This window comes from Klebsiella sp. R390 (assembly GCF_051131745.1).
Classification (GTDB): Bacteria; Pseudomonadota; Gammaproteobacteria; order Enterobacterales; family Enterobacteriaceae; genus Klebsiella.
Genome location: NZ_CP180445.1, coordinates 1,252,665 through 1,272,880, shown reverse-complemented (window position 1 = coordinate 1,272,880; position 20,216 = coordinate 1,252,665). Strand labels below are relative to the sequence as shown.

General features: G+C 61.1%; 15 protein-coding genes. 9 read left to right on the top strand and 6 right to left on the bottom strand.

Features of this window, described 5'->3' with window-relative positions; translation table 11 throughout:
• Nucleotides 1-9 precede the first annotated feature (9 nt).
• Nucleotides 10-3,891 carry an enterobactin non-ribosomal peptide synthetase EntF gene (gene entF / locus ACMYSP_RS05965; RefSeq protein ID WP_434585956.1) on the top strand — a complete coding sequence of 1,294 codons (3,882 nt, stop codon included), beginning with the start codon at nucleotides 10-12 and terminating at the stop codon, nucleotides 3,889-3,891.
• A 139-nt stretch (nucleotides 3,892-4,030) separates the two neighbouring features.
• Here the strand turns inward: entF and fepC are convergent, their stop codons facing one another.
• Genes fepC through fepD form a run of 3 tightly spaced genes read right to left on the bottom strand, consistent with a single transcriptional unit; the run spans nucleotide 4,031 to nucleotide 6,818 of the window.
• The gene (gene fepC, locus ACMYSP_RS05960) at nucleotides 4,031-4,825 is read right to left on the bottom strand and encodes an iron-enterobactin ABC transporter ATP-binding protein (RefSeq protein ID WP_434585955.1); all 795 of its coding nucleotides are present in this window, start codon (nucleotides 4,823-4,825) and stop codon (nucleotides 4,031-4,033) included.
• Nucleotides 4,822-5,814, bottom strand: a complete 993-nt coding sequence (gene fepG, locus ACMYSP_RS05955) for an iron-enterobactin ABC transporter permease (RefSeq protein WP_434585954.1) — start codon at nucleotides 5,812-5,814, stop codon at nucleotides 4,822-4,824. The genes fepC and fepG overlap by 4 nt, the downstream gene beginning before the upstream one ends.
• Nucleotides 5,811-6,818: a Fe(3+)-siderophore ABC transporter permease gene (fepD, locus tag ACMYSP_RS05950; protein ID WP_434585953.1), complete on the bottom strand. Its 1,008-nt coding sequence runs from the start codon at nucleotides 6,816-6,818 to the stop codon at nucleotides 5,811-5,813. The genes fepG and fepD overlap by 4 nt, the downstream gene beginning before the upstream one ends.
• A 362-nt stretch (nucleotides 6,819-7,180) precedes the next feature.
• On the opposite strand from fepD, the gene entS reads away from it, so the two are divergent.
• Complete coding sequence (gene entS, locus ACMYSP_RS05945; protein ID WP_434585952.1) at nucleotides 7,181-8,422, top strand: enterobactin transporter EntS; 1,242 nt, start codon at nucleotides 7,181-7,183, stop codon at nucleotides 8,420-8,422.
• Between the two features lie 48 nt (nucleotides 8,423-8,470).
• On the opposite strand, the gene fepB is transcribed toward entS, so the two are convergent.
• Nucleotides 8,471-9,370 (bottom strand): Fe2+-enterobactin ABC transporter substrate-binding protein, encoded by a 900-nt coding sequence (fepB, locus tag ACMYSP_RS05940; protein ID WP_434587026.1) that lies wholly within the window; start codon nucleotides 9,368-9,370, stop codon nucleotides 8,471-8,473.
• Nucleotides 9,371-9,617: 247 nt separating this feature from the next.
• Here fepB and entC point away from each other — a divergent pair, with 247 nt between their 5' ends.
• From entC to ACMYSP_RS05905, 7 genes are all read left to right on the top strand, one after another.
• On the top strand, nucleotides 9,618-10,793 hold the full coding sequence (entC, locus tag ACMYSP_RS05935; RefSeq protein WP_434585951.1) for an isochorismate synthase EntC: 1,176 nt from the start codon (nucleotides 9,618-9,620) through the stop codon (nucleotides 10,791-10,793).
• Between the two features lie 9 nt (nucleotides 10,794-10,802).
• Nucleotides 10,803-12,410 (top strand): (2,3-dihydroxybenzoyl)adenylate synthase EntE, encoded by a 1,608-nt coding sequence (entE, locus tag ACMYSP_RS05930; protein WP_434587025.1) that lies wholly within the window; start codon nucleotides 10,803-10,805, stop codon nucleotides 12,408-12,410.
• Nucleotides 12,411-12,423: 13 nt separating this feature from the next.
• Nucleotides 12,424-13,275 carry an isochorismatase family protein gene (locus ACMYSP_RS05925; RefSeq protein ID WP_434585950.1) on the top strand — a complete coding sequence of 284 codons (852 nt, stop codon included), beginning with the start codon at nucleotides 12,424-12,426 and terminating at the stop codon, nucleotides 13,273-13,275.
• Nucleotides 13,275-14,030 carry a 2,3-dihydro-2,3-dihydroxybenzoate dehydrogenase EntA gene (entA, locus tag ACMYSP_RS05920; protein ID WP_434585949.1) on the top strand — a complete coding sequence of 252 codons (756 nt, stop codon included), beginning with the start codon at nucleotides 13,275-13,277 and terminating at the stop codon, nucleotides 14,028-14,030. The genes ACMYSP_RS05925 and entA overlap by 1 nt, the downstream gene beginning before the upstream one ends.
• Complete coding sequence (gene entH / locus ACMYSP_RS05915) at nucleotides 14,031-14,444, top strand: proofreading thioesterase EntH (RefSeq protein WP_434585948.1); 414 nt, start codon at nucleotides 14,031-14,033, stop codon at nucleotides 14,442-14,444.
• A 1,343-nt stretch (nucleotides 14,445-15,787) separates the two neighbouring features.
• Nucleotides 15,788-17,893: a pyruvate/proton symporter CstA gene (gene cstA, locus ACMYSP_RS05910; RefSeq protein WP_434585947.1), complete on the top strand. Its 2,106-nt coding sequence runs from the start codon at nucleotides 15,788-15,790 to the stop codon at nucleotides 17,891-17,893.
• Nucleotides 17,894-17,942: 49 nt separating this feature from the next.
• Nucleotides 17,943-18,140, top strand: a complete 198-nt coding sequence (locus tag ACMYSP_RS05905; protein WP_032688939.1) for a YbdD/YjiX family protein — start codon at nucleotides 17,943-17,945, stop codon at nucleotides 18,138-18,140.
• A 9-nt stretch (nucleotides 18,141-18,149) separates the two neighbouring features.
• Here the strand turns inward: ACMYSP_RS05905 and ACMYSP_RS05900 are convergent, their stop codons facing one another.
• Both ACMYSP_RS05900 and ACMYSP_RS05895 read right to left on the bottom strand, forming a co-directional pair.
• On the bottom strand, nucleotides 18,150-18,893 hold the full coding sequence (locus tag ACMYSP_RS05900; RefSeq protein WP_434585946.1) for a 3-oxoacyl-ACP reductase family protein: 744 nt from the start codon (nucleotides 18,891-18,893) through the stop codon (nucleotides 18,150-18,152).
• Between the two features lie 60 nt (nucleotides 18,894-18,953).
• On the bottom strand, nucleotides 18,954-20,051 hold the full coding sequence (locus tag ACMYSP_RS05895; protein ID WP_434585945.1) for an oxidoreductase: 1,098 nt from the start codon (nucleotides 20,049-20,051) through the stop codon (nucleotides 18,954-18,956).
• Nucleotides 20,052-20,216 lie beyond the last annotated feature (165 nt).

The following is a 20,216-nucleotide window of genomic DNA, read 5'->3' as shown; positions in this document are numbered from 1 at the left end:
GAGTCGAAGATGACCACTCGTTTACCGTTGGTGGCGGCACAGTCTGGGATCTGGATGGCGGAGCGACTCTCTACGCTGCCCGGCGCATGGAGCGTGGCCCACTATGTTGAACTGCGCGGCAACCTTGACCCGGCGCTGCTGGGACGCGCTATTGTCAGCGGTCTGGCGCAGGCCGATACCCTCAGCATGCGGTTTTGTGAAGACAACGGCGAAGCCTGGCAATGGGTTGATGAGCGCCGCACTTTTGCTGAACCTGACTCTCACGATCTGCGCGATGCGCACGATCCCCATGCCGCCGCGCTGGCGCTAATGCAGGCCGACCTTGGACAGAACCTGCGGGTCGATGGCGGCAATCCTCTGGTTTGTCACCAGCTGATGCGGGTGGCGGATGATTGCTGGTACTGGTATCAGCGTTACCATCATTTACTGGTGGATGGCTTCAGTTTTCCTGCTATTACCCGCCAGATCGCCGCAATTTACCGCGCCTGGCAGCGTGGGGAAGAGACCCCTGAATCCCCCTTTACGCCTTTCGCCGAGGTGGTGGAAGAGTATCAACACTATTACGGCAGCGACGCCTGGCTGCGGGATAAACAGTTCTGGATGGAGCAGCGAAAAGCGCTGCCGTCTCCGGCCTCGCTCTCGTCTGCGCCGCTGGCAGGACGTGCGACCAGTACCGACATCTGGCGGTTAAAGCTGGATGTCGACGCCGGTCTGTTCAGCCGCCTGGCGACCAGCCTGCCGCAGTGCCAACGTGCCGATCTGGCGTTGGCGCTGACGACCCTGTGGCTCGGTCGCTTATGCAGCCGGATGGATTATGCCGCCGGGTTTATCTTTATGCGGCGTATGGGATCCGCGGCGCTGACGGCAAGCGGACCGGTGCTTAACGTGCTGCCGCTGGCGGTGCATATCGACGCTCAGGAAACCCTCGCCGATCTGGCGCTGCGCCTGTCCGCGCAGCTGAAAAAAATGCGTCGCCACCAGCGCTACGACGCTGAACAGATTGTCCGCGATAGCGGTAAAGCCGCCGGCGATGAGCCGCTGTTTGGCCCGGTACTCAACGTTAAAGTCTTTGATTACATTCTGGATATTGATGGCGTTGAGGCCGTAACCCACACCCTGGCGACCGGCCCGGTCAATGACCTTGAGCTGGCGCTGTTCCCGGATGAGTCCGGCGGCTTGTCGCTGGAAGTGCTGGCCAATAAAGCCCGCTATGACGAAGCGACGCTGCGCAACCACGTGGCGCGCCTGTCTGCGCTGCTGGCCCAGTTTGCCGCCGATCCGGCGCTGCGCTGCGGCGAAGCCGATATGCTGTCAGGCGACGAAACGGAACAGCTGGCGCAGGTCAATAACACCGGCGTCGCGCTCCCGGTGACCACGCTGAGTGCGCTGGTCGCGGCACAGGCGGAGAAAACCCCCGATGCCCCGGCGCTGGCGGATGCCCACTGGCAGTTCAGCTACCGCGAAATGCGACAACAGGTGGTGGCGCTGGCGCAATTGCTGCGCGAACGCGGTGTGAAACCGGGTGATAGCGTGGCGGTGGCGCTGCCGCGCTCGGTGTTCCTGACCCTCGCGCTGCACGGTATCGTCGAGGCCGGTGCGGCCTGGCTACCGCTGGATACCGGCTATCCAGATGACCGTCTGCGCATGATGCTGGAAGACGCGCGTCCAACCTTGCTGATTACCGCCGAGGATCAGCTGGCGCGCTTTAGCGATATTCCGGGCCTTGACAGTCTGTGCTATCAGCAGCCGCTGCCGGCGGGCGATGCCGCGCCGCTGGCGCTGTCACAGGCCGATCACACCGCCTATATCATCTTTACCTCTGGTTCCACTGGGCGCCCGAAAGGGGTGATGGTGGGACAAACCGCGATCGTTAACCGCCTGCTGTGGATGCAGAATCACTACCCGCTCAGCGCCGACGATGTGGTGGCGCAAAAGACGCCATGTAGCTTCGATGTGTCGGTCTGGGAGTTCTGGTGGCCGTTTATTACCGGCGCGCGGCTGGTGATGGCGGAGCCGGAAGCGCACCGCGATCCGCTGGCGATGCAGCAGTTCTTTGCCCGTTACGGGGTGACCACGACCCACTTTGTTCCGTCGATGCTGGCCGCCTTTGTGGCCTCGCTGGATGATGACAACGTGGCGACCTGCCGCACGCTCAAGCGCGTCTTCTGCAGCGGTGAAGCGCTGCCGACCGGACTGTGCCGCGAGTGGGAAGCGTTGACCGGCGCACCGTTACACAATCTGTATGGCCCAACGGAAGCGGCGGTGGATGTGAGCTGGTATCCAGCCTGTGGTGCGGAGCTGGCGGCGGTCACCGGCAACAGCGTTCCTATTGGCTGGCCGGTGTGGAACACCGGGCTGCGCATACTTGATGCCAGCATGCGTCCGGTTCCGCCGGGCGTGGCGGGTGATTTATACCTGACCGGTATTCAGCTGGCACAGGGATATCTGGGCCGTCCGGATCTGACCGCCTCGCGCTTCATTGCTGATCCGTATGCCGCCGGCGAACGGATGTACCGGACCGGTGACGTAGCGCGCTGGCTGGAGAACGGCGCGGTGGAGTATCTCGGGCGCAGCGACGATCAGCTGAAAATTCGCGGCCAGCGTATTGAACTGGGTGAAATCGATCGGGTGATGTCTGCGCTACCGGATGTTGCTCAGGCGGTGGCGAATGCCTGCGTCTTTAATCAGGCGGCGGCGACCGGGGGGGATGCCCGTCAACTGGTGGGATACCTGGTATCAGAGTCCGGGCTGCCGTTAGATACCGGGATGCTGAAAGCGCGCCTGGCTGAGCAACTGCCGCCGCATATGGTGCCGGTGGTGTTGATACAGCTGGCTGAACTGCCGCTGAGCGCTAACGGCAAGCTGGATCGTAAAGCGCTGCCGCTGCCGACGCTCGGCAATGAACAGCGTGGACGTCCACCGGAGCCGGGGATTGAAACCACGGTCGCCCAGGCGTTCAGCCAGTTGCTGGGTTGCGAGGTCAACGATATTGAAGCCGACTTCTTTGCCCTGGGTGGTCATTCGCTGCTGGCAATGCGCCTGGCGGCGCAGCTCGGCCGTGAACTGGATCGTCAGGTCACGCCGGGACAGGTGATGGTGGCGTCGACGGTAGGGAAACTGAGCGCGCTGCTGGCCTCCGATCTCAGTGATGAACAGGCCCAGCGTCTGGGCTTTGACGCGATTCTGCCGCTGCGGGTGAGCGACGGGCCGACGCTGTTCTGTTTCCATCCGGCATCGGGCTTCGCCTGGCAGTTCAGCGTGCTGGCCCGCTATCTCAGCCCACGTTGGTCGATTACCGGCATTCAGTCGCCGCGACCGGAAGGGCCGATGATGCGTGCGGCCAGCCTGGATGAAGTCTGCGAGCAGCATCTGCAGACGCTGCTGGCACAGCAGCCGCACGGGCCATATTACCTGTTCGGTTATTCCCTCGGGGGAACCCTGGCGCAGGGCATCGCCGCCCGTTTACGTCAGCGTGGCGAAGCGGTGGCCTTCCTCGGATTGTTGGATACCTGGCCGCCGGAGACGCAGAACTGGGCGGAAAAAGAAGCCAACGGTCTGGATCCGGAAGTGCTGGCGGAGATCGATCGCGAGCGTGAAGCCTTCCTTGCCGCTCAGCAGGGGCAGGCCTCCGGCGAGCTGTTCAGCGTGATCGAGGGCAACTATGCCGATGCGGTACGTCTGCTGACCACCGCACACAGCGCTAAATTCGACGGCAAGGCCACGCTGTTTGTGGCGGAGAAAACCCGTCAGGAAGGGATGGATCCGCAGGTAGTGTGGGGGCCCTGGGTGGGAGAGCTGGAGGTCTTTAGCCAGAACTGCGCCCACGTGGAGATTATCTCGCCGCAGGCCTTCGAGTCGATTGGCCCGGTAGTGCGGGAGATACTGGGGTAATCCTGAGTCTGTTCCCGGATAGCGGCGCCAGCGCCTTATCCGGGCTACTGTATCTCGATGCTGTCATTGAACCGTAGCCCCGGTAAGCGTAACGCGACCAGGGTTTTTTATTGCCGAGTGCGGTGGAAAAGCGAGGTGTTTAACGCCGTCCCAGCGGAACGACCAGCGGGGTATGGGCCACCGGGTCATCGATGATCGTGCAGCGCAGGCCGTAAATCTGTTCGATCAACTCGGCGGTGACAATCTCTTTCGGAGCCCCCTCGGCGACAATTTTTCCGTCGCGTAGTGCAATTAAATGGGTCGCATAGCGGCAGGCCTGATTGAGATCGTGCAGCACCGCCGCCAGGGTATATCCCTTCTCGCGATTCAGCTCGCTCAGCAGCTCCAGCAGATCGATCTGATGGCTGATGTCCAGCCAGGTGGTGGGCTCATCCAGCAGCATAATGGCGGTTTCCTGCGCCAGTACCATTGCAATCCATGCCCGCTGTCGCTGTCCCCCGGACAACGTATCGACGCTCTGCTGCGCCAGGTCGGTGATGCCGGTGGCCTTCATTGCCTTGTTGACCGCGTCATCATCCTCTTTGCGCCAGCGGGTAAACATTGGCTGATGCGGATAGCGACCGCGGGCGACCAGTTCCTGCACCGAAATATCGCCAGGGGTGGTGGCGTTCTGCGCCAGCAGGCCGATGCGTTTCGCCACCTCTTTACTGGCGTAGCGCTGGATCTGCTCGCCATCGAGATAAACATGGCCGCTGACCGGGGTCATCAGGCGGCTCAGGGTTCGCAGTAGCGTGGATTTACCGCAGCCGTTGGGGCCAATAATCGCGGTGAAATGGCCATCAGGAATGGTGACGTTCAGCGATTCGGCGATGATCTTTTTGCCGTACGCCAGGGTGAGCTGGTCGCCACGCAAACGGGTCGTTTCAGCGGTCATTTTTTGCGGGACTCCTGAATTAACAGCGCGATGAGATAAATGCCGCCGAGACTGACGGTCACGACGCCCACCGGTAATTGATAGGGCATAAACAGACGCTGGGCGCTGTAATCCGCCAGCGCCAGCAGCAGCGCGCCGCAGAGCGCCGATTGGGTTAATCCCCAGCGCGCGGTGCCGCTCAGGCGGCGGGCGATATGCGGTGCCACCAGAGCGATAAACGAAATCGGCCCGGCCAGCGCGGTGGCGGCGGCGGTGAGCACCACCCCCACCAACATCATCAACAGACGCGAACGTTCAACCCGTACGCCGAGCGCGCAGGCGGTATCGTCACCCATCTCCAGCAGGCGCATCCGGCGCACGAGCAGCGCCGCACATACCAGCATCAGCAGAATCAGCGGTGCGGAAGGCCAGGTTTTTCCCCAGGTCAGCCCATTGAGCGAACCGGCATTCCACAGCCCGGCGGAGAGGGCGGTTTCCAGTGAGGCGCGCAGCAGCAGCCAGGTATTGAAGGCGACCAGCATCGCGCGCACGCCAATACCGATAATAATCAGACGAAATGTTTCAATGCCGTTGCGCCACGCCAGCAGCCAGACCACCAGCGCCGTCAGCACGCCGCCAACCATTGCCGCCAGGGCGATAGCCGTCAGGTTCTGACCGAATATCACCATCGCTACCAGCACGCCGCTCCAGGCGCCGGTATTGAAGCCCATCACGTCCGGGCTGCCGAGGGGGTTGCGCATCAGTGACTGAAAAATAGCGCCGCTGACGCCAAGGGCCGCGCCGATAAGCAGCGCCATCAGTACCCGCGGCAGGCGCCATTCGGTCACCACCATAGTGATATTGCGCGGCGCGTCGCCCAGCAGGGCGGAAACCACCTGATTGACGCTGAGCGGCACCAGACCGCTGCCGAGTCCCAAAAGTGAGACGGCCAGGCTGGCGGCAAGCAGAATCAGGCAGCTGAGCAGCAGACGGCGGGAAGGCGTTTTCACATGACACCTCCGCGTGACTGGCGGCGCACCAGCCAAATCAGCACCGGCGCGCCGATAAAGGCGCTGACCACCGATACCCGGAGTTCACCGGGGACCAGCAGACGACCGAGGACATCGGCGAACAGCAGCAGGGCAGGGGTAGCCAGTAAGGTTACCGGCAGCGACCAGCGATGGTCCGCCCCCACCAGCCAGCGTGACATATGCGGCATCATCAGGCCGATAAAGGCGATGGGACCAACCACCGCGGTGGCGCTGCCGCAAAGTACGGTAATGGCCAGCAGGCCGATAAACTGGGTGCGAGCGACCCGGCTACCGAGCGCGGTGGCGGTATCGTTGCCAAGGCTCAGGCTGTTCAGCGCCCGGCTTAACAGCAGGGTGACGGCTGCAGCGATCAGCACCGGAAGCAGGACGATTTTCAACGTTTGCAGGGTGCGAATATCCAGCGAGCCGGCCTGCCAGAAGCGCAGCTGGTCATAAACTTCAGGGTTGAGCAAGGCAATACCGTTGGACAGCCCTTCCAACACGGCCGCCAGCGCCACGCCGGCCAGCGTCAGGCGTACCGGGCTGAGCTGGCCGCCTCCCTGGCTACCGGTAAAGGCCACCAGCAGCGAAGCGCCAAACGCGCCGCAAAACGACATCAGCAGCTGTTCTTGTGGAGAGTGGATACCAAACAGCGCTGCACCCAGCACGATGGCGAAGCTGGCACCAGAGTTGACGCCGAGTATGCCGGGGTCGGCCAGCGGGTTGCGGGTCAGGGTTTGCATCAGCGAACCTGCCAGGCCCAGCGCGGCACCTGCCAGCAGCCCCGCGAGGGTTCGTGGCAGTCGGGCATCGAGTACGATGGTGCAGTCGGCGGTGCGGCAGGTACCCGAAAGGGCATCCACAACGACGTGCAATGGAAGCGGTTTGGCCCCGACGAGCAGACTGAGGGCGATAGCAACGGCTAAGACCAGTAACAGACCAGGCACGGCGACGGCGCGCGCCCTGGTCACAGGAAACGACATAATTCACATCCCTGATATGATAATGATAGTAATTATCGTTATCGATTCTATTCAGTTATGTTAGCATGATCGCCCACAAGAATGGTATATACCCGGCATACTTCAGGTTGCCTTGATGTTGGCTGCACCCGTTCACCCTGGTCACTTACTTGCGTAAGCGCCTGGGGATTGACGGCTTTGCCGCCTACAAGCAACTCGAATAATGTTGGGTTTACGCAAAATCAATCAGAATGCATCGCGGCACCACATGCACGCCTGCCTGGAAGTAACGCTAACCGTATGACCGGGATAAAAAAGTGCAGCCAACACAGACGCAGCCTGAAGGATCGCGCGTAGATGGAAAATAATAACAAGGCGCTGTAATGAACCGACAATCCCGGCTGCTGAACCTCAGCCTGCTGAAGACCCACCCGGCGTTTCGCGCCGTCTTTATTGCCCGTTTTATCTCAATCTTATCGCTGGGCCTGCTCGGCGTGGCGATCCCGGTACAAATCCAGATGATGACCCATTCGACCTGGCAGGTGGGGCTGTCGGTGACGTTGACCGGCTGTTCGATGTTTGTCGGCCTGATGGTAGGCGGGGTACTGGCGGATCGCTACGAGCGTAAGCGTTTGATTCTGCTGGCGCGCGGCACCTGCGGCATCGGGTTTGTCGGGCTGTGTCTCAACGCGCTGCTGCCTGAACCGTCGCTGATTGCGATTTATCTGCTGGGCATCTGGGATGGTTTCTTTGCTTCGCTCGGCGTCACGGCGCTGCTGGCGGCCACGCCAGCGCTGGTCGGGCGCGAAAACCTGATGCAGGCCGGGGCGATCACCATGCTGACGGTACGCCTGGGCTCGGTGATTTCGCCGATGATCGGCGGTCTGCTGTTGGCGACCGGCGGCGTGGCCTGGAACTATGGCCTGGCGGCGGCGGGCACCTTTATTACCACCTTAACCCTGCTGCGCCTGCCGCTGCTGCCCCCACCGCCGCAGCCGCGAGAACACCCGCTGAAGTCGCTGCTGGCGGGGCTGAAATTCCTCTTCAATAGCCCGCTGATCGGCGGGATTGCTCTGCTTGGCGGCCTGCTGACAATGGCCAGCGCGGTACGGGTGCTGTATCCGGCGCTGGCCGACGGCTGGCAGATGTCAGCCTCGCAGATTGGCTTTCTGTATGCGGCGATCCCGCTGGGGGCCGCGCTCGGGGCATTGACCAGCGGCCAGCTGGCGCAAACCGCCCGACCGGGCGCGTTGATGCTGATGACCACGGTTGGCTCATTCGTCGCGATTGCGCTGTTCAGCGTGATGCCGGTCTGGGCGCTGGGGGCGCTGTGTCTGGCGTTGTTCGGCTGGCTGAGCGCCATCAGTTCGCTGCTGCAGTACACCCTGATTCAAACCCAGACGCCGGAAGCGATGCTCGGACGTATTAACGGTCTGTGGACCGCGCAGAACGTCACCGGCGACGCTATTGGCGCAGCTTTGCTGGGCGGACTGGGGGCGATCATGACTCCGATGGCGTCGGCGAGCGCCAGCGGTTGGGCGCTGGTGATTGTCGGCGTGATCTTGATGGGACTGTTGAGTGAACTGCGCCGGTTCCAGCGCCCGGAAGCGGTCAGCGAAAGTTAAGTCGATGGAAATATCCCGGCCAGGCGTTGCGCCAGCCGGGAAGGGCCGTTAGCCGAACAGAGAAGAGAGACGCTGCAGCACCAGCATGGCGCTGTAGTAATCGAGGCGGAAGGTTTCGATACCGAGCGGATAAACGCGCTTGTTCTCTACCGCAGGCAGGTGTGCCAGCAGCGGATTGCTGTAAATCGCCCCGGCATCTTTCTCGTCACCGGCAAACAGGAACAGGCTCTGGCCGTTGAGGCCTGCCGCTAAATTCTCACCGCCCAGCTGCACGATGTCGTGGCGTTTGCCCTGACTCTGGCTGGCATGCAGCCCCTCAGGCAGGGTGGCGAGGGTGAAGCCCAGTTGCTCAAGCATCTGGCCCTGGGCGGACGCCGGCGTCCACAGATTGGCTGTATGGGCGGCGGCGGTATAAACCAGCGCGCTTACCGGCTGTGGCGGCAGTTTCATCTGTTGCTTCAGGGTGGCGAGCTGCTTATCAAATTCAGCAATCCGCTCGGCGGCCTGCTTTTCCTGACCGGTGATCTGTCCGAGGTCGGTCAGCAGCGCCTGCCAGCTTTTATCGTCGTAGTTAATGATAAGCGTCGGGGCGATGGTCGACAGCTGGTCATACAGCGCCAGCGCAGAATCGCCGCCGGTGGCGCTAATCAGGATCAGGTCCGGCATCTGTGACGCCACCGCTTCGGCGCTGGGTTCGCCGATATACAGACGCGTCAGCTTGCGCGCTTTGGCGACGCTGCTCCACTGGCGCAGAAAGCCCTGGTCATCGGCCACGCGGTTGTTTGGCGTGGTCGCGCCGCTGGCGACAACCGGCGCATCGATGGCCAGCAGGGAGCCGGTGAGGGTCACGCTGGTGGAGACGATCCGCAGCGGTTTGCTTTCCAGCGTATGCACGCCGTGGCTATCGGTTATCTGGCGCGGCCAGTCGGCGGCCAGCACTGAGGACATTCCGAAAATGGTCAGCCCGCAGGCCAGTAAGGTACGGCGGCAAAAAGTGGACAAATTCACGAATTCGCATCCTGATTAGGTTGAAATAAATGCGTCTCATTTTCAACTTTGTACCGTGCGGATGCAAGTCTAAGTAGCACAACATGCTGTTTGTATGGTTGACATGCCAGGCAATACCTTTTAGGTTAGCCAACCAAAATATAAATGATAATTATTCGTAATATCTTTATCGTTTTTGGAGGATGATATGGAAACGTCACTGGCCGAGGATGTGCGGGAACAAAAAATGACCCTGTCACCGGAAAGCTTCTTCTTTATGTCGCCGTACCGCAGTTTCAGTACCGCGGGATGTTTTAGCCGTTTTACCCACTCTGCCGCGGATGGCGCGTCGCTTGATGGCGCTTTCCAGCAGAAGATGGCGGCAGCGTTCAGGGAGGCGAAGGCCGCCGGGATCCGTAAACCGGTGATGGTCGGCGCTATTCCGTTTGATACCCAGCAGCCGTCCGAGCTGTTTATCCCCGAACGTTGGGAAAACTTCTCCCGTACCGCAAAGCAGCAGTCGGCACGCTACGCGTCGGCTCAGGCACCGATGGACGTGGTGGAACGCCAGGAAATTCCGCAGCAGGATACCTTTATGGCGATGGTCGAACGCGCTGCTGCGCTGACCGCCACGCCGGAAGTTGACAAGGTCGTCCTGTCGCGCCTGATTGATATTACCACCCGCGATCGCGTCGACAGCGGCGCGCTGCTTGAGCGCCTGATCGCGCAAAACCCTGCCAGCTTTAACTTCCACGTGCCGTTATCAGATGGCGGCGTGCTGCTGGGCGCCAGCCCGGAGCTGCTGCTGCGTAAAGAGGGCGAGCATTTCAGCTCTCTGCCGTTGGCCGGTTCGGCCCGTCGTCAGCCGGATGATGTGCTGGATCGCGAAGCTGGCAACAAACTGCTGGCATCAGGAAAAGATCGCCATGAGCACGAGCTGGTGACCCAGGCGATGAAATCGGTGCTGGCACCGCGCTGCCGCGAGCTGTCGCTGCCTGACTCGCCACAGCTGGTCAACACGCCGACCCTCTGGCATCTGGCGACACCTATTGAAGGCACGGCGCTGGCATCGGAAAACGCGATGTCGCTGGCCTGCCTGTTACACCCGACGCCGGCCCTTAGCGGTTTCCCGCACCAGGTGGCAAAACGCCTGATTGGCGAACTGGAACCGTTCGACCGCCAGCTGTTCGGCGGTATCGTCGGTTGGTGTGATGATGAAGGTAACGGCGAGTGGGTGGTGACGATTCGCTGCGCCCGTCTGCACCAGCGCACGCTGCGCCTGTTTGCCGGCGCAGGGATTGTACCGGCTTCTTCCCCGCTGGGTGAGTGGCGCGAAACGGGCGTCAAACTGACGACCATGCTGAACGTGTTCGGCTTGAACTAAGAGGCGATGATGATTGAATTTACCCGCTGGCCGGAGAGCTTTGCCGCCCGCTATCGCGAAAAAGGTTACTGGCAGGATCTGCCGCTCACCAATTTGATTACCCGTCACGCCAATAACGACGCTATCGCGATTATCGACGGTGATACCCGCTACAGCTATCGCCAATTTAATCAACAGGTAGATAATCTGGCCTCATCGCTCCAGCGTATGGGGTTGAAGCGTGGCGAAACCGCGCTGGTGCAGCTCGGCAACGTCGCCGAGTTCTACATTACGCTGTTTGCGCTTCTGCGCATCGGGGTGGCTCCGGTGAATGCGTTGTTCAGCCATCAACGCAGTGAACTTAATGCCTACGCCACGCAGATCGAGCCGGCGCTGCTGATTGCCGATCGCGAGCATGCCCTGTTTGCCGACGATCAGTTCCTGAACGGCTTTGTGGATCAACATGCATCGGTACGGGTGGTACTGCTGCGTCAGGATCGTGGCGAGTACGATCTGGCGGCGGCGATCGCCCAGCCGGCGGATAACTTTATTGCCAACCCCACGCCTGCCGATGAAGTGGCTTTTTTCCAGCTCTCCGGCGGCAGCACCGGTACCCCCAAGCTGATCCCGCGCACCCATAACGACTACGACTACAGCATCCGCCGCAGCAACGAAATTTGCGGCATCAGCGCCGGGACGCGCTACCTGAATGCGCTGCCCGCGGCCCATAACTACGCGATGAGCTCGCCGGGTTCCCTTGGGGTGTTCCTCGCCGGCGGCCAGGTGATCCTGGCCAACGATCCCAGCGCCACGCTGTGCTTCCCGCTGATTGAGCAGCATCAGATCAACGTGGCGTCGCTGGTGCCCCCGGCGGTCAGCCTGTGGTTACAGGCGATCCGCGAAGGGGCCGGCAACCAGCAACTGCGTTCGCTGGAGCTGCTGCAGGTCGGTGGCGCGCGGCTGTCAGCCACGCTGGCGGCGCGGATCCAGACAGAGATTGGTTGCCTGCTGCAGCAGGTTTTCGGCATGGCGGAAGGGCTGGTGAACTACACCCGTCTCAACGACAGCCAGGAGCGCATCATCAATACCCAGGGCTGCCCGATGTGCCCGGACGATGAAGTTTGGGTGGCGGATGCCGAGGGTAACCCGCTGCCGCGCGGTGAAGTGGGCCGTCTGATGACCCGCGGTCCGTACACTTTCCGCGGATATTACAAAAGCCCGCAGCACAATGCCGATGCCTTTGATGCGGACGGTTTTTACTGCTCCGGGGATCTGATCTCGATCGACGAGGACGGGTACATCACCGTGCAGGGACGTGAAAAAGATCAGATCAACCGCGGTGGCGAAAAGATCGCGGCAGAAGAGGTGGAAAACCTGCTGCTGCGCCACCCTGAGGTGATCCATGCCGCGTTGGTCAGTATGGAAGATAACCTGCTGGGCGAGAAAAGCTGCGCCTGGCTGGTGGTCAAATCGCCGCTGCGCGCGGTGGCGGTGCGCCGCTTCCTGCGTGAGCAGGGAGTCGCAGAATTTAAACTGCCGGATCGCGTGGAGTGCGTCGATGCGCTGCCGCTGACGCCGGTGGGCAAAGTCGATAAAAAACAATTACGTCAGCAGCTGGCCGAACGCAAGCCGGGCTGAAGGAGAAGACAGAATGGCCATCCCTAAATTACAGGCTTACGCATTGCCGGAAGCGAACGATATCCCGGCAAACAAAGTGGACTGGCGCTTTGAGCCGTCCCGCGCCGCGCTGCTGATCCACGATATGCAGGAGTATTTCCTCAACTTCTGGGGTGAAGACAGCGCCATGATGGCGAAAGTGGTCGCCAATATTGCCGCCCTGCGTGACTTCTGCAAACAGAACAACATTCCGGTTTTCTACACCGCCCAGCCGAAAGACCAGAGCGATGAAGATCGCGCGCTGCTCAATGATATGTGGGGACCGGGCCTGACCCGTTCACCGGAGCAGCAGCAGGTGATTGCGGCGCTGGCGCCGGATGAAGACGACACCGTGCTGGTGAAGTGGCGCTACAGTGCGTTTCATCGCTCGCCGCTGGAGGCAATCTTAAAAGAGAGCGGTCGCGACCAGCTGATCATTACCGGCGTCTATGCCCATATCGGCTGTATGACTACCGCCACCGACGCCTTTATGCGGGATATTAAACCGTTCTTCGTTGCCGATGCGCTGGCTGACTTCAGTCGTGAAGAGCATCTGATGTCGCTGAAGTATGTCGCCGGTCGCTGTGGTCGGGTGCTGATGACCGAAGAGCTGCTGCCGCTGCCGACGTCGAAAGCGGCGCTGCGGGCGCTGATTCTGCCGTTGCTGGATGAGTCCGATGAACCGATGGACGATGAAAACCTGATCGATTACGGACTGGATTCGGTGCGCATGATGGCGCTGGCCGCGCGCTGGCGTAAAGTGCACGGCGATATCGACTTCGTGATGCTGGCGAAAAAACCGACCCTTGATGCCTGGTGGGCGCTGCTCAGCCGTGAGGTGAAATAATGGCCGCGCTGGATTTTCAGGGACAGACCGTGTGGGTCACCGGCGCCGGTAAGGGCATCGGCTACGCCACGGCGCTGGCATTTACCGAGGCCGGCGCCAACGTCACCGGCTTTGACCTTGCGTTTGAGGGGCAGGACTACCCGTTTGCCACCCAGACGCTGGATGTTGCGAATGCACAGCAGGTGGCTGAGGTGTGCGGACGGCTGCTGGCGGGCATCGCCCGGCTTGATGTGCTGGTCAATGCGGCGGGCATTTTGCGCATGGGGGCCACCGACGAGCTGAGCCAGGAAGCGTGGCAGCAGACCTTTGCGGTCAACGTCGGCGGGGCGTTTAACCTGTTCCAGCAGACGATGGCGCAGTTCCGTCGTCAGCAGGGCGGGGCGATTGTCACCGTGGCTTCCGATGCAGCGCATACGCCGCGTATCGGGATGAGCGCCTATGGCGCCTCAAAGGCGGCGTTGAAGAGCCTGGCGCTGACCGTTGGCCTGGAGCTGGCGGGATCCGGCGTCCGTTGTAATCTGGTTTCTCCGGGCTCTACCGATACCGATATGCAACGCACGCTGTGGGTCAGTGATGATGCCGAGCAGCGCCGTATTCGTGGGTTTGGTGAGCAGTTTAAGCTCGGGATCCCGCTGGGCAAAATCGCCCGCCCGCAGGAGATTGCCAGCACCATCCTGTTCCTCGCTTCCGCTCACGCCAGCCATATCACGTTGCAGGATATCGTGGTCGATGGCGGCTCGACGTTGGGGGCGTAAATGGCCTGGAAACGTCAGCTAACGCTGGAGGCGCTGAATGCGACCAGCGAAAATACGATGGTGGCGCATCTGGGGATTGTCTATACCCGCCTGGAAGACGGACTGATTGAGGCGGAGATGCCGGTGGATGCCCGCACCCATCAGCCGTTTGGTCTGCTGCACGGCGGCGCGTCCGCCGCGCTGGCGGAGACGCTCGGGTCAATGGCCGGCTGGCTGATGACCGAAGAGGGTCAGTGCGTGGTCGGCACCGAGCTGAATGCCACCCACCATCGGGCGGTGTCCAGCGGTCGCGTGCGCGGCGAATGCCGTCCGCTGCATCTCGGGCGGCAGAGCCAGAGCTGGGAAATAGCGGTGTTCGACGAGCGCGGTCGCCGCTGCTGTACCTGCCGGTTGGGCACCGCCGTACTGGGTTGATTCCCCCGGTGGCGCTACGCTGACCGGGCTACGGGTCACCGCTGTCTGAGGGACGGTGGCCCGGACATCCACCCAATGAACATACTACTGCGGCTGATTCCCCGGTGGCGCTACGCTGACCGGGCTACGGGGCCACCGCTGTCTGAGGGACGGTGGCCCGGACATGCACCCAATGAACATACTCTGCGGCTGATTCCCCGGTGGCGCTACGCTAACCGGGCTACGGGTCACCGCTGTCTGAGGGACGGTGGCCCGGACATGCACCCAATGAACATACTCTGCGGCTGATCTCCCGGTGGCGCTACGCTGACCGGGCTACGGGTCACAGGTGTCTGGGGGGGAGGGTAGCCCGGACATGTACCCAATGAACATACTCTGCGGCTGATCTCCCGGTGGCGCTACGCTGACCGGGCTACGGGTCACCGCTGTCTGAGGGACGGTAGCCCGGACATCCACCCAATGAACATACTACTGCGGCTGATTCCCCGGTGGCGCTACGCTGACCGGGCTACGGGTTACCGTTGTCTGAGGGACGGTGGCCCGGACATCCACCCAATGAACATACTCTGCGGCTGATCTCCCGGTGGCGCTACGCTGACCGGGCTACGGGTCACAGGTGTCTGGGGGGAGGGTAGCCCGGACATGTACCCAATGAACATACTCTGCGGCTGATCTCCCGGTGGCGCTACGCTGACCGGGCTACGGGGCCACCGCTGTCTGAGGGACGGTGGCCCGGACATCCACCCAATGAACATACTACTGCGGCTGATCTCCCGGTGGCGCTACGCTGACCGGGCTACGGGTCACCGCTGTCTGAGTGACGGTGGCCCGGACATCCACCCAATGAACATACTACTGCGGCTGATCTCCCGGTGGCGCTACGCTGACCGGGCTACGGGTCACAGGTGTCTGGGGGGAGGGTAGCCCGGACATGTACCCAATGAACATACTCTGCGGCTGATCTCCCGGTGGCGCTACGCTGACCGGGCTGCGGGTCACCGCTGTCTGAGGGACGGTGGCCCGGACATCCACCCAATGAACATACTACTGCGGCTGATCTCCCGGTGGCGCTACGCTGACCGGGCTACGGGTCACAGGTGTCTGGGGGGAGGGTAGCCCGGACAAGGCGCGTTGAGCGCCGCCTCCGGGAATCAACCATGATGCAGTTGCAGATTATCCCCCCCGTTTACATTCTTTTTCCTGCCAGAAGTGATCTCGCTAGCAATGTGAGATAAATCCTTGTCTCTGCACGACATCTGCATGGTTTCAACGTTGTTAAACTCCGGGTTGTGTTCTAGAAACAAAATGTAACATTCTGATTACTCTACCGGTGGAACGCTACGATGAATAATTCAGGGAAATACTTCTTCTGGGCATTGCTCTCCGTCATCGGAGCCTTTGCTCTTGGCTACATTGCCTTAAACCGAGGTGAACAGATTAATGCGCTATGGATTGTCGTCGCGGCAGTCTGCATTTATCTGATCGCCTATCGTTTCTATGGCCTCTACATCGCCAAAAACGTGCTGGCGGTTGACCCCACACGCATGACTCCCGCGGTGCGACATAACGACGGCCTCGACTATGTTCCGACCGATAAGAAAGTGCTGTTCGGTCACCATTTTGCGGCGATTGCCGGGGCCGGACCGCTGGTGGGGCCGGTGCTGGCGGCACAGATGGGCTACCTGCCGGGGATGATCTGGATCCTCGCCGGGGTGGTGCTGGCCGGTGCGGTACAGGACTTTATGGTGCTGTTTGTCTCGACCCGCCGTGACGGCCGCTCCCTTGGGGAACTGGTAAAAGAAGAGATGGGGCCGACCGCCGGGGTACTGGCGCTGGTGGCCTGCTTTATGATCATGGTGATCATCCTCGCGGTACTGGCGATGATCGTCGTGAAAGCGCTGACCCACAGCCCGTGGGGCACCTATACCGTCGCCTTTACCATTCCGCTGGCGATTTTTATGGGGGTCTATATTCGCTACCTGCGTCCGGGACGCATTGGCGAAGTGTCGGTGATTGGCCTGGTGATGCTGGTGTTCGCGATTGTCTCTGGCGGATGGGTCGCGGAAAGCCCGACCTGGGCGCCGTGGTTTGATTACACCGGCGTCCAGTTGACCTGGATTCTGGTGGGCTACGGCTTTATTGCCGCCGTGCTTCCGGTGTGGCTGCTGCTGGCTCCGCGCGATTACCTCTCTACCTTCCTGAAAATCGGCACCATTGTTGGGCTGGCGATCGGGATTCTGATCATGCGCCCGACCCTGACCATGCCTGCCCTCACCAAATTTATTGATGGCACCGGTCCGGTGTGGTCCGGCAGCATGTTCCCGTTCCTGTTTATCACCATCGCCTGCGGCGCGGTATCCGGCTTCCACGCCCTGATCTCCTCCGGCACCACGCCGAAAATGCTGGCCAACGAAGGCCAGGCTTGCTTTATCGGCTACGGCGGTATGCTGATGGAATCCTTCGTCGCCATCATGGCGCTGGTGGCGGCCTGTATTATCGACCCGGGCGTCTACTTCGCCATGAACAGCCCGATGGCGGTGCTGGCACCGGCGGGGACCACCGATGTGGTGGCGTCCGCTGCCCAGGTAGTCAGCAACTGGGGCTTTAGCATCACGCCGGATACGCTGCGCCAGATAGCCAGCGAGGTAGGTGAGCAGTCAATTATCTCGCGCGCAGGTGGTGCACCGACGCTGGCGGTGGGGATGGCCTATATCCTGCACGGCTCGCTGGGCGGGTTGATGGATGTTGCCTTCTGGTATCACTTCGCGATTCTGTTTGAAGCGCTGTTTATCCTGACCGCGGTCGACGCCGGGACACGTGCGGCGCGCTTTATGCTGCAGGACTTACTGGGGGTAATAAGCCCGGGGCTGAAGAAAACCAACTCGCTGCCGGCGAACCTGCTGGCGACCGGGCTGTGCGTGCTGGCCTGGGGCTACTTCCTGCACCAGGGGGTAGTTGACCCGCTAGGCGGCATTAACACCTTGTGGCCGCTGTTTGGTATCGCTAACCAGATGCTGGCGGGGATGGCGTTGATGCTGTGCGCAGTGGTACTGTTCAAGATGAAGCGCGAGCGCTATGCGTGGGTGGCGCTGCTGCCGACGAGCTGGCTGTTGATCTGTACCCTGACCGCCGGCTGGCAGAAGTCGTTTAGCACCGACACCAAAGTGGGCTTCCTGGCGATTGCCAATAAGTTCCAGGCGATGATCGACAGCGGCAATATTCCGCCGCAGTACACCGAATCGCAGCTGGCACAGCTGGTGTTTAACAACCGTCTGGACGCCGGCCTCACCATCTTCTTTATGGTGGTCGTGGTGGTACTGGCACTGTTCTCGATCAAAACCGCGCTGGCGGCGTTGAAAGAGAACAAACCGACGGCGAAAGAGACGCCGTACGAGCCATTGCCTGCCGATGCGCAAACGCTGGGCACTCAGGCCAAGAGCGCACATTAAGATGTTGCCCCTTTCCGTTCGCGGAAAGGGGCCGTTAAGAGAGACCACTATGTTTGATACGCTTTCAAAAGCCGGGAAGTACCTGGGCCAGGCGGCGAAAATGATGATTGGCGTGCCCGATTACGATAATTATGTCGAGCATATTCGCCAGACCCATCCTGAGCAGACGCCGATGACCTATGAAGAGTTTTTCCGCGAGCGCCAGGATGCCCGCTATGGTGGTAAAGGGGGGGCGAAGTGTTGCTAAGCCGCCCTCTCAGGCATTAAGCCCCCCATCGACATCCAGACCGGTGCCGGAAATTTGCCCGGCGGCCGGGCTGGCCAGAAAGGTTACCGCGGCAGCCACATCTTCCGCCTGGCCATACTTCCCTAACGCAATCAGCTGACGCTGTGACTCGGCCTGCTCACCGTCCGCCGGGTTCATATCGCTGTCGGTTGGGCCAGGGTGTACGAGGTTAACGGTAATGCCGCGCGGGCCGAGGTCACGTGCAAGGCCGCGGGTCAGCGAATTGAGAGCGGACTTGGTCATGGCGTAGACCGCAATCCCCGGCGAGGCCACGCGGTTAGCGAGGCAGCTGCCAATGTTGATAATCCGTCCGCCATCGGGCAGATGCGCCAGCGCCGCCTGAGTCGCGACGACGACGCCACGAATATTGACGTTGATCAGCGCATCAATATCTTCCAGCGATAGCGACTCCAGCGGGCCACCGCGGGCGATCCCGGCGTTATTCACCAGAATATCCAGCCCGCCAAGGGTGGCAACCGTCTGGGCAACGGCCTGCTGAATTGCCTGGGCGTTGGCGCTGTCGGCCTGAATCGCCGCGCCCTGGCGGCCAAGGGCGACGATCTCGTCGGCAACGTCCTGCGCTTTCCCGGCGGACTTCTCATAAGTAATCACTACATCGGCACCCGCCTGTGCCAGTGATAATGCAATCGCACGACCGATGCCGCGACTGGCTCCGGTGACCAACGCCTTTTTACCCGTTAAATCGATCTGCATGATGACCTCGTACAATGAGTGGGAGAACCATCATTAGGTATAGAGCGAGAACGCGCTTCGTCAATGTACCTGTCGGCGGAAGTTTTCCACTTTCTCAAAGGCCGCAGCCAGCCGCTGTGGCGTGAGCTCCACCGGCAGGAAGTGAATCGACTCCACCGGGCGCAGGGTATGCGCAATCACCTTGTCCAGCTCGCCCCGGTTATGGATATCCACGTCCAGCTCCGCCAGCGTCGTCGGCAGGTTGAAGCGACGGTAAGCATTCACCAACTGGGCCAGAACCTCGTCCTGATCCAGCAGGGCGCTCTGCACCAGTATGCCGTAAGCGACTTTGGTGCCGTGGAGGAACTTCTCGGTCTGCGGCAGTACGGTCAGACCGTTATGTACCGCGTGCGCGGCGGCGACACGGGTATAACGCTCGCCTAAACCACCAACCATCCCGCCGCCGGCGATGATGGCATCGATCACATCGCGAAACGCCTGCGACAGTTCAGCGTGCTGCTGATCTGCCAGTGCGGTTTCGCTGTTTTCCAGCAGCACATCACGGATCGCCAGCGCGGCGTTAATCCCAAGGCGCACGGTCAGCGGCAGGGTGTCTGGTTTCGGTGCGAGGACCACCGCTTCGTACCATTTCGCCAGGGTATCGCCGATACCTGCCAGCAGATACTCCGCCGGGGCGTTGAGAATAATCTCCGGCTCCACCAGCACCAGGAAGTTGGCATCATCGAAGATTTCAAACTGCAACGCCTGGCCGGCATCGTTGTACCACACCGACAGCGGGGTCCAGGCGGCGCAGGTGGCGGCGATGGTCGGGATGGCCACCACCGGCAGGCCTAAGCGCCGGGCCAGCGCTTTGACCGTATCCAGCAGCGCACCGCCGCCGATGCCAATCACCACGCTACGGTCATCGCCGGCGTCATCGACCAGTCGCGCGACGTCGCTTTCGCTACAGTGCCCTTTAAACAGCACCTTCCTGGCCCCTTCGGCGTGAAATGCCGCCGGCAGGAAGGGTTCCGCGCCGGCAATGGCGCGTTCGCCGTAGATCCAGATGGCCCGGGAGAGCTGCTCGTCGCTGAAAAAATCATGCAGCCGGGCGAGGCTACCGGGATGGGAAAAATAGTTGGCCGGGCCGGGTACCACACGGATATCGCTGTTGCTCATGAACGCTGTCCTTATCTCGTTTTGCTAACCTGATGTTATGTCTGGACATCCGGATGGCTAATATTATTTCGTTTTATCTTATGCCTTTTACGCAGTTGTCAGTCAAGGGCAGCTGTGAAAAATTCGTTAAATCAGAACATTAATAGCAAAGGTTGCGGGGGACGG

Excerpts from the sequence above, each read along its gene's own strand:
- ACMYSP_RS05925 (WP_434585950.1), top strand. The coding sequence starts at position 12,424 with ATGGCCATCCCTAAATTACAGGCTTACGCATTGCCGGAAGCGAACGAT.
- entF (WP_434585956.1), top strand. The coding sequence starts at position 10 with ATGACCACTCGTTTACCGTTGGTGGCGGCACAGTCTGGGATCTGGATG.
- ACMYSP_RS05895 (WP_434585945.1), bottom strand. The coding sequence starts at position 20,051 with ATGAGCAACAGCGATATCCGTGTGGTACCCGGCCCGGCCAACTATTTT.
- cstA (WP_434585947.1), top strand. The coding sequence starts at position 15,788 with ATGAATAATTCAGGGAAATACTTCTTCTGGGCATTGCTCTCCGTCATC.
- entC (WP_434585951.1), top strand. The coding sequence starts at position 9,618 with ATGGAAACGTCACTGGCCGAGGATGTGCGGGAACAAAAAATGACCCTG.
- fepC (WP_434585955.1), bottom strand. The coding sequence starts at position 4,825 with ATGACCGCTGAAACGACCCGTTTGCGTGGCGACCAGCTCACCCTGGCG.
- entE (WP_434587025.1), top strand. The coding sequence starts at position 10,803 with ATGATTGAATTTACCCGCTGGCCGGAGAGCTTTGCCGCCCGCTATCGC.
- fepB (WP_434587026.1), bottom strand. The coding sequence starts at position 9,370 with ATGTCCTCAGTGCTGGCCGCCGACTGGCCGCGCCAGATAACCGATAGC.
- fepD (WP_434585953.1), bottom strand. The coding sequence starts at position 6,818 with ATGTCGTTTCCTGTGACCAGGGCGCGCGCCGTCGCCGTGCCTGGTCTG.
- entH (WP_434585948.1), top strand. The coding sequence starts at position 14,031 with ATGGCCTGGAAACGTCAGCTAACGCTGGAGGCGCTGAATGCGACCAGC.
- ACMYSP_RS05905 (WP_032688939.1), top strand. The coding sequence starts at position 17,943 with ATGTTTGATACGCTTTCAAAAGCCGGGAAGTACCTGGGCCAGGCGGCG.
- entS (WP_434585952.1), top strand. The coding sequence starts at position 7,181 with ATGAACCGACAATCCCGGCTGCTGAACCTCAGCCTGCTGAAGACCCAC.
- entA (WP_434585949.1), top strand. The coding sequence starts at position 13,275 with ATGGCCGCGCTGGATTTTCAGGGACAGACCGTGTGGGTCACCGGCGCC.
- ACMYSP_RS05900 (WP_434585946.1), bottom strand. The coding sequence starts at position 18,893 with ATGCAGATCGATTTAACGGGTAAAAAGGCGTTGGTCACCGGAGCCAGT.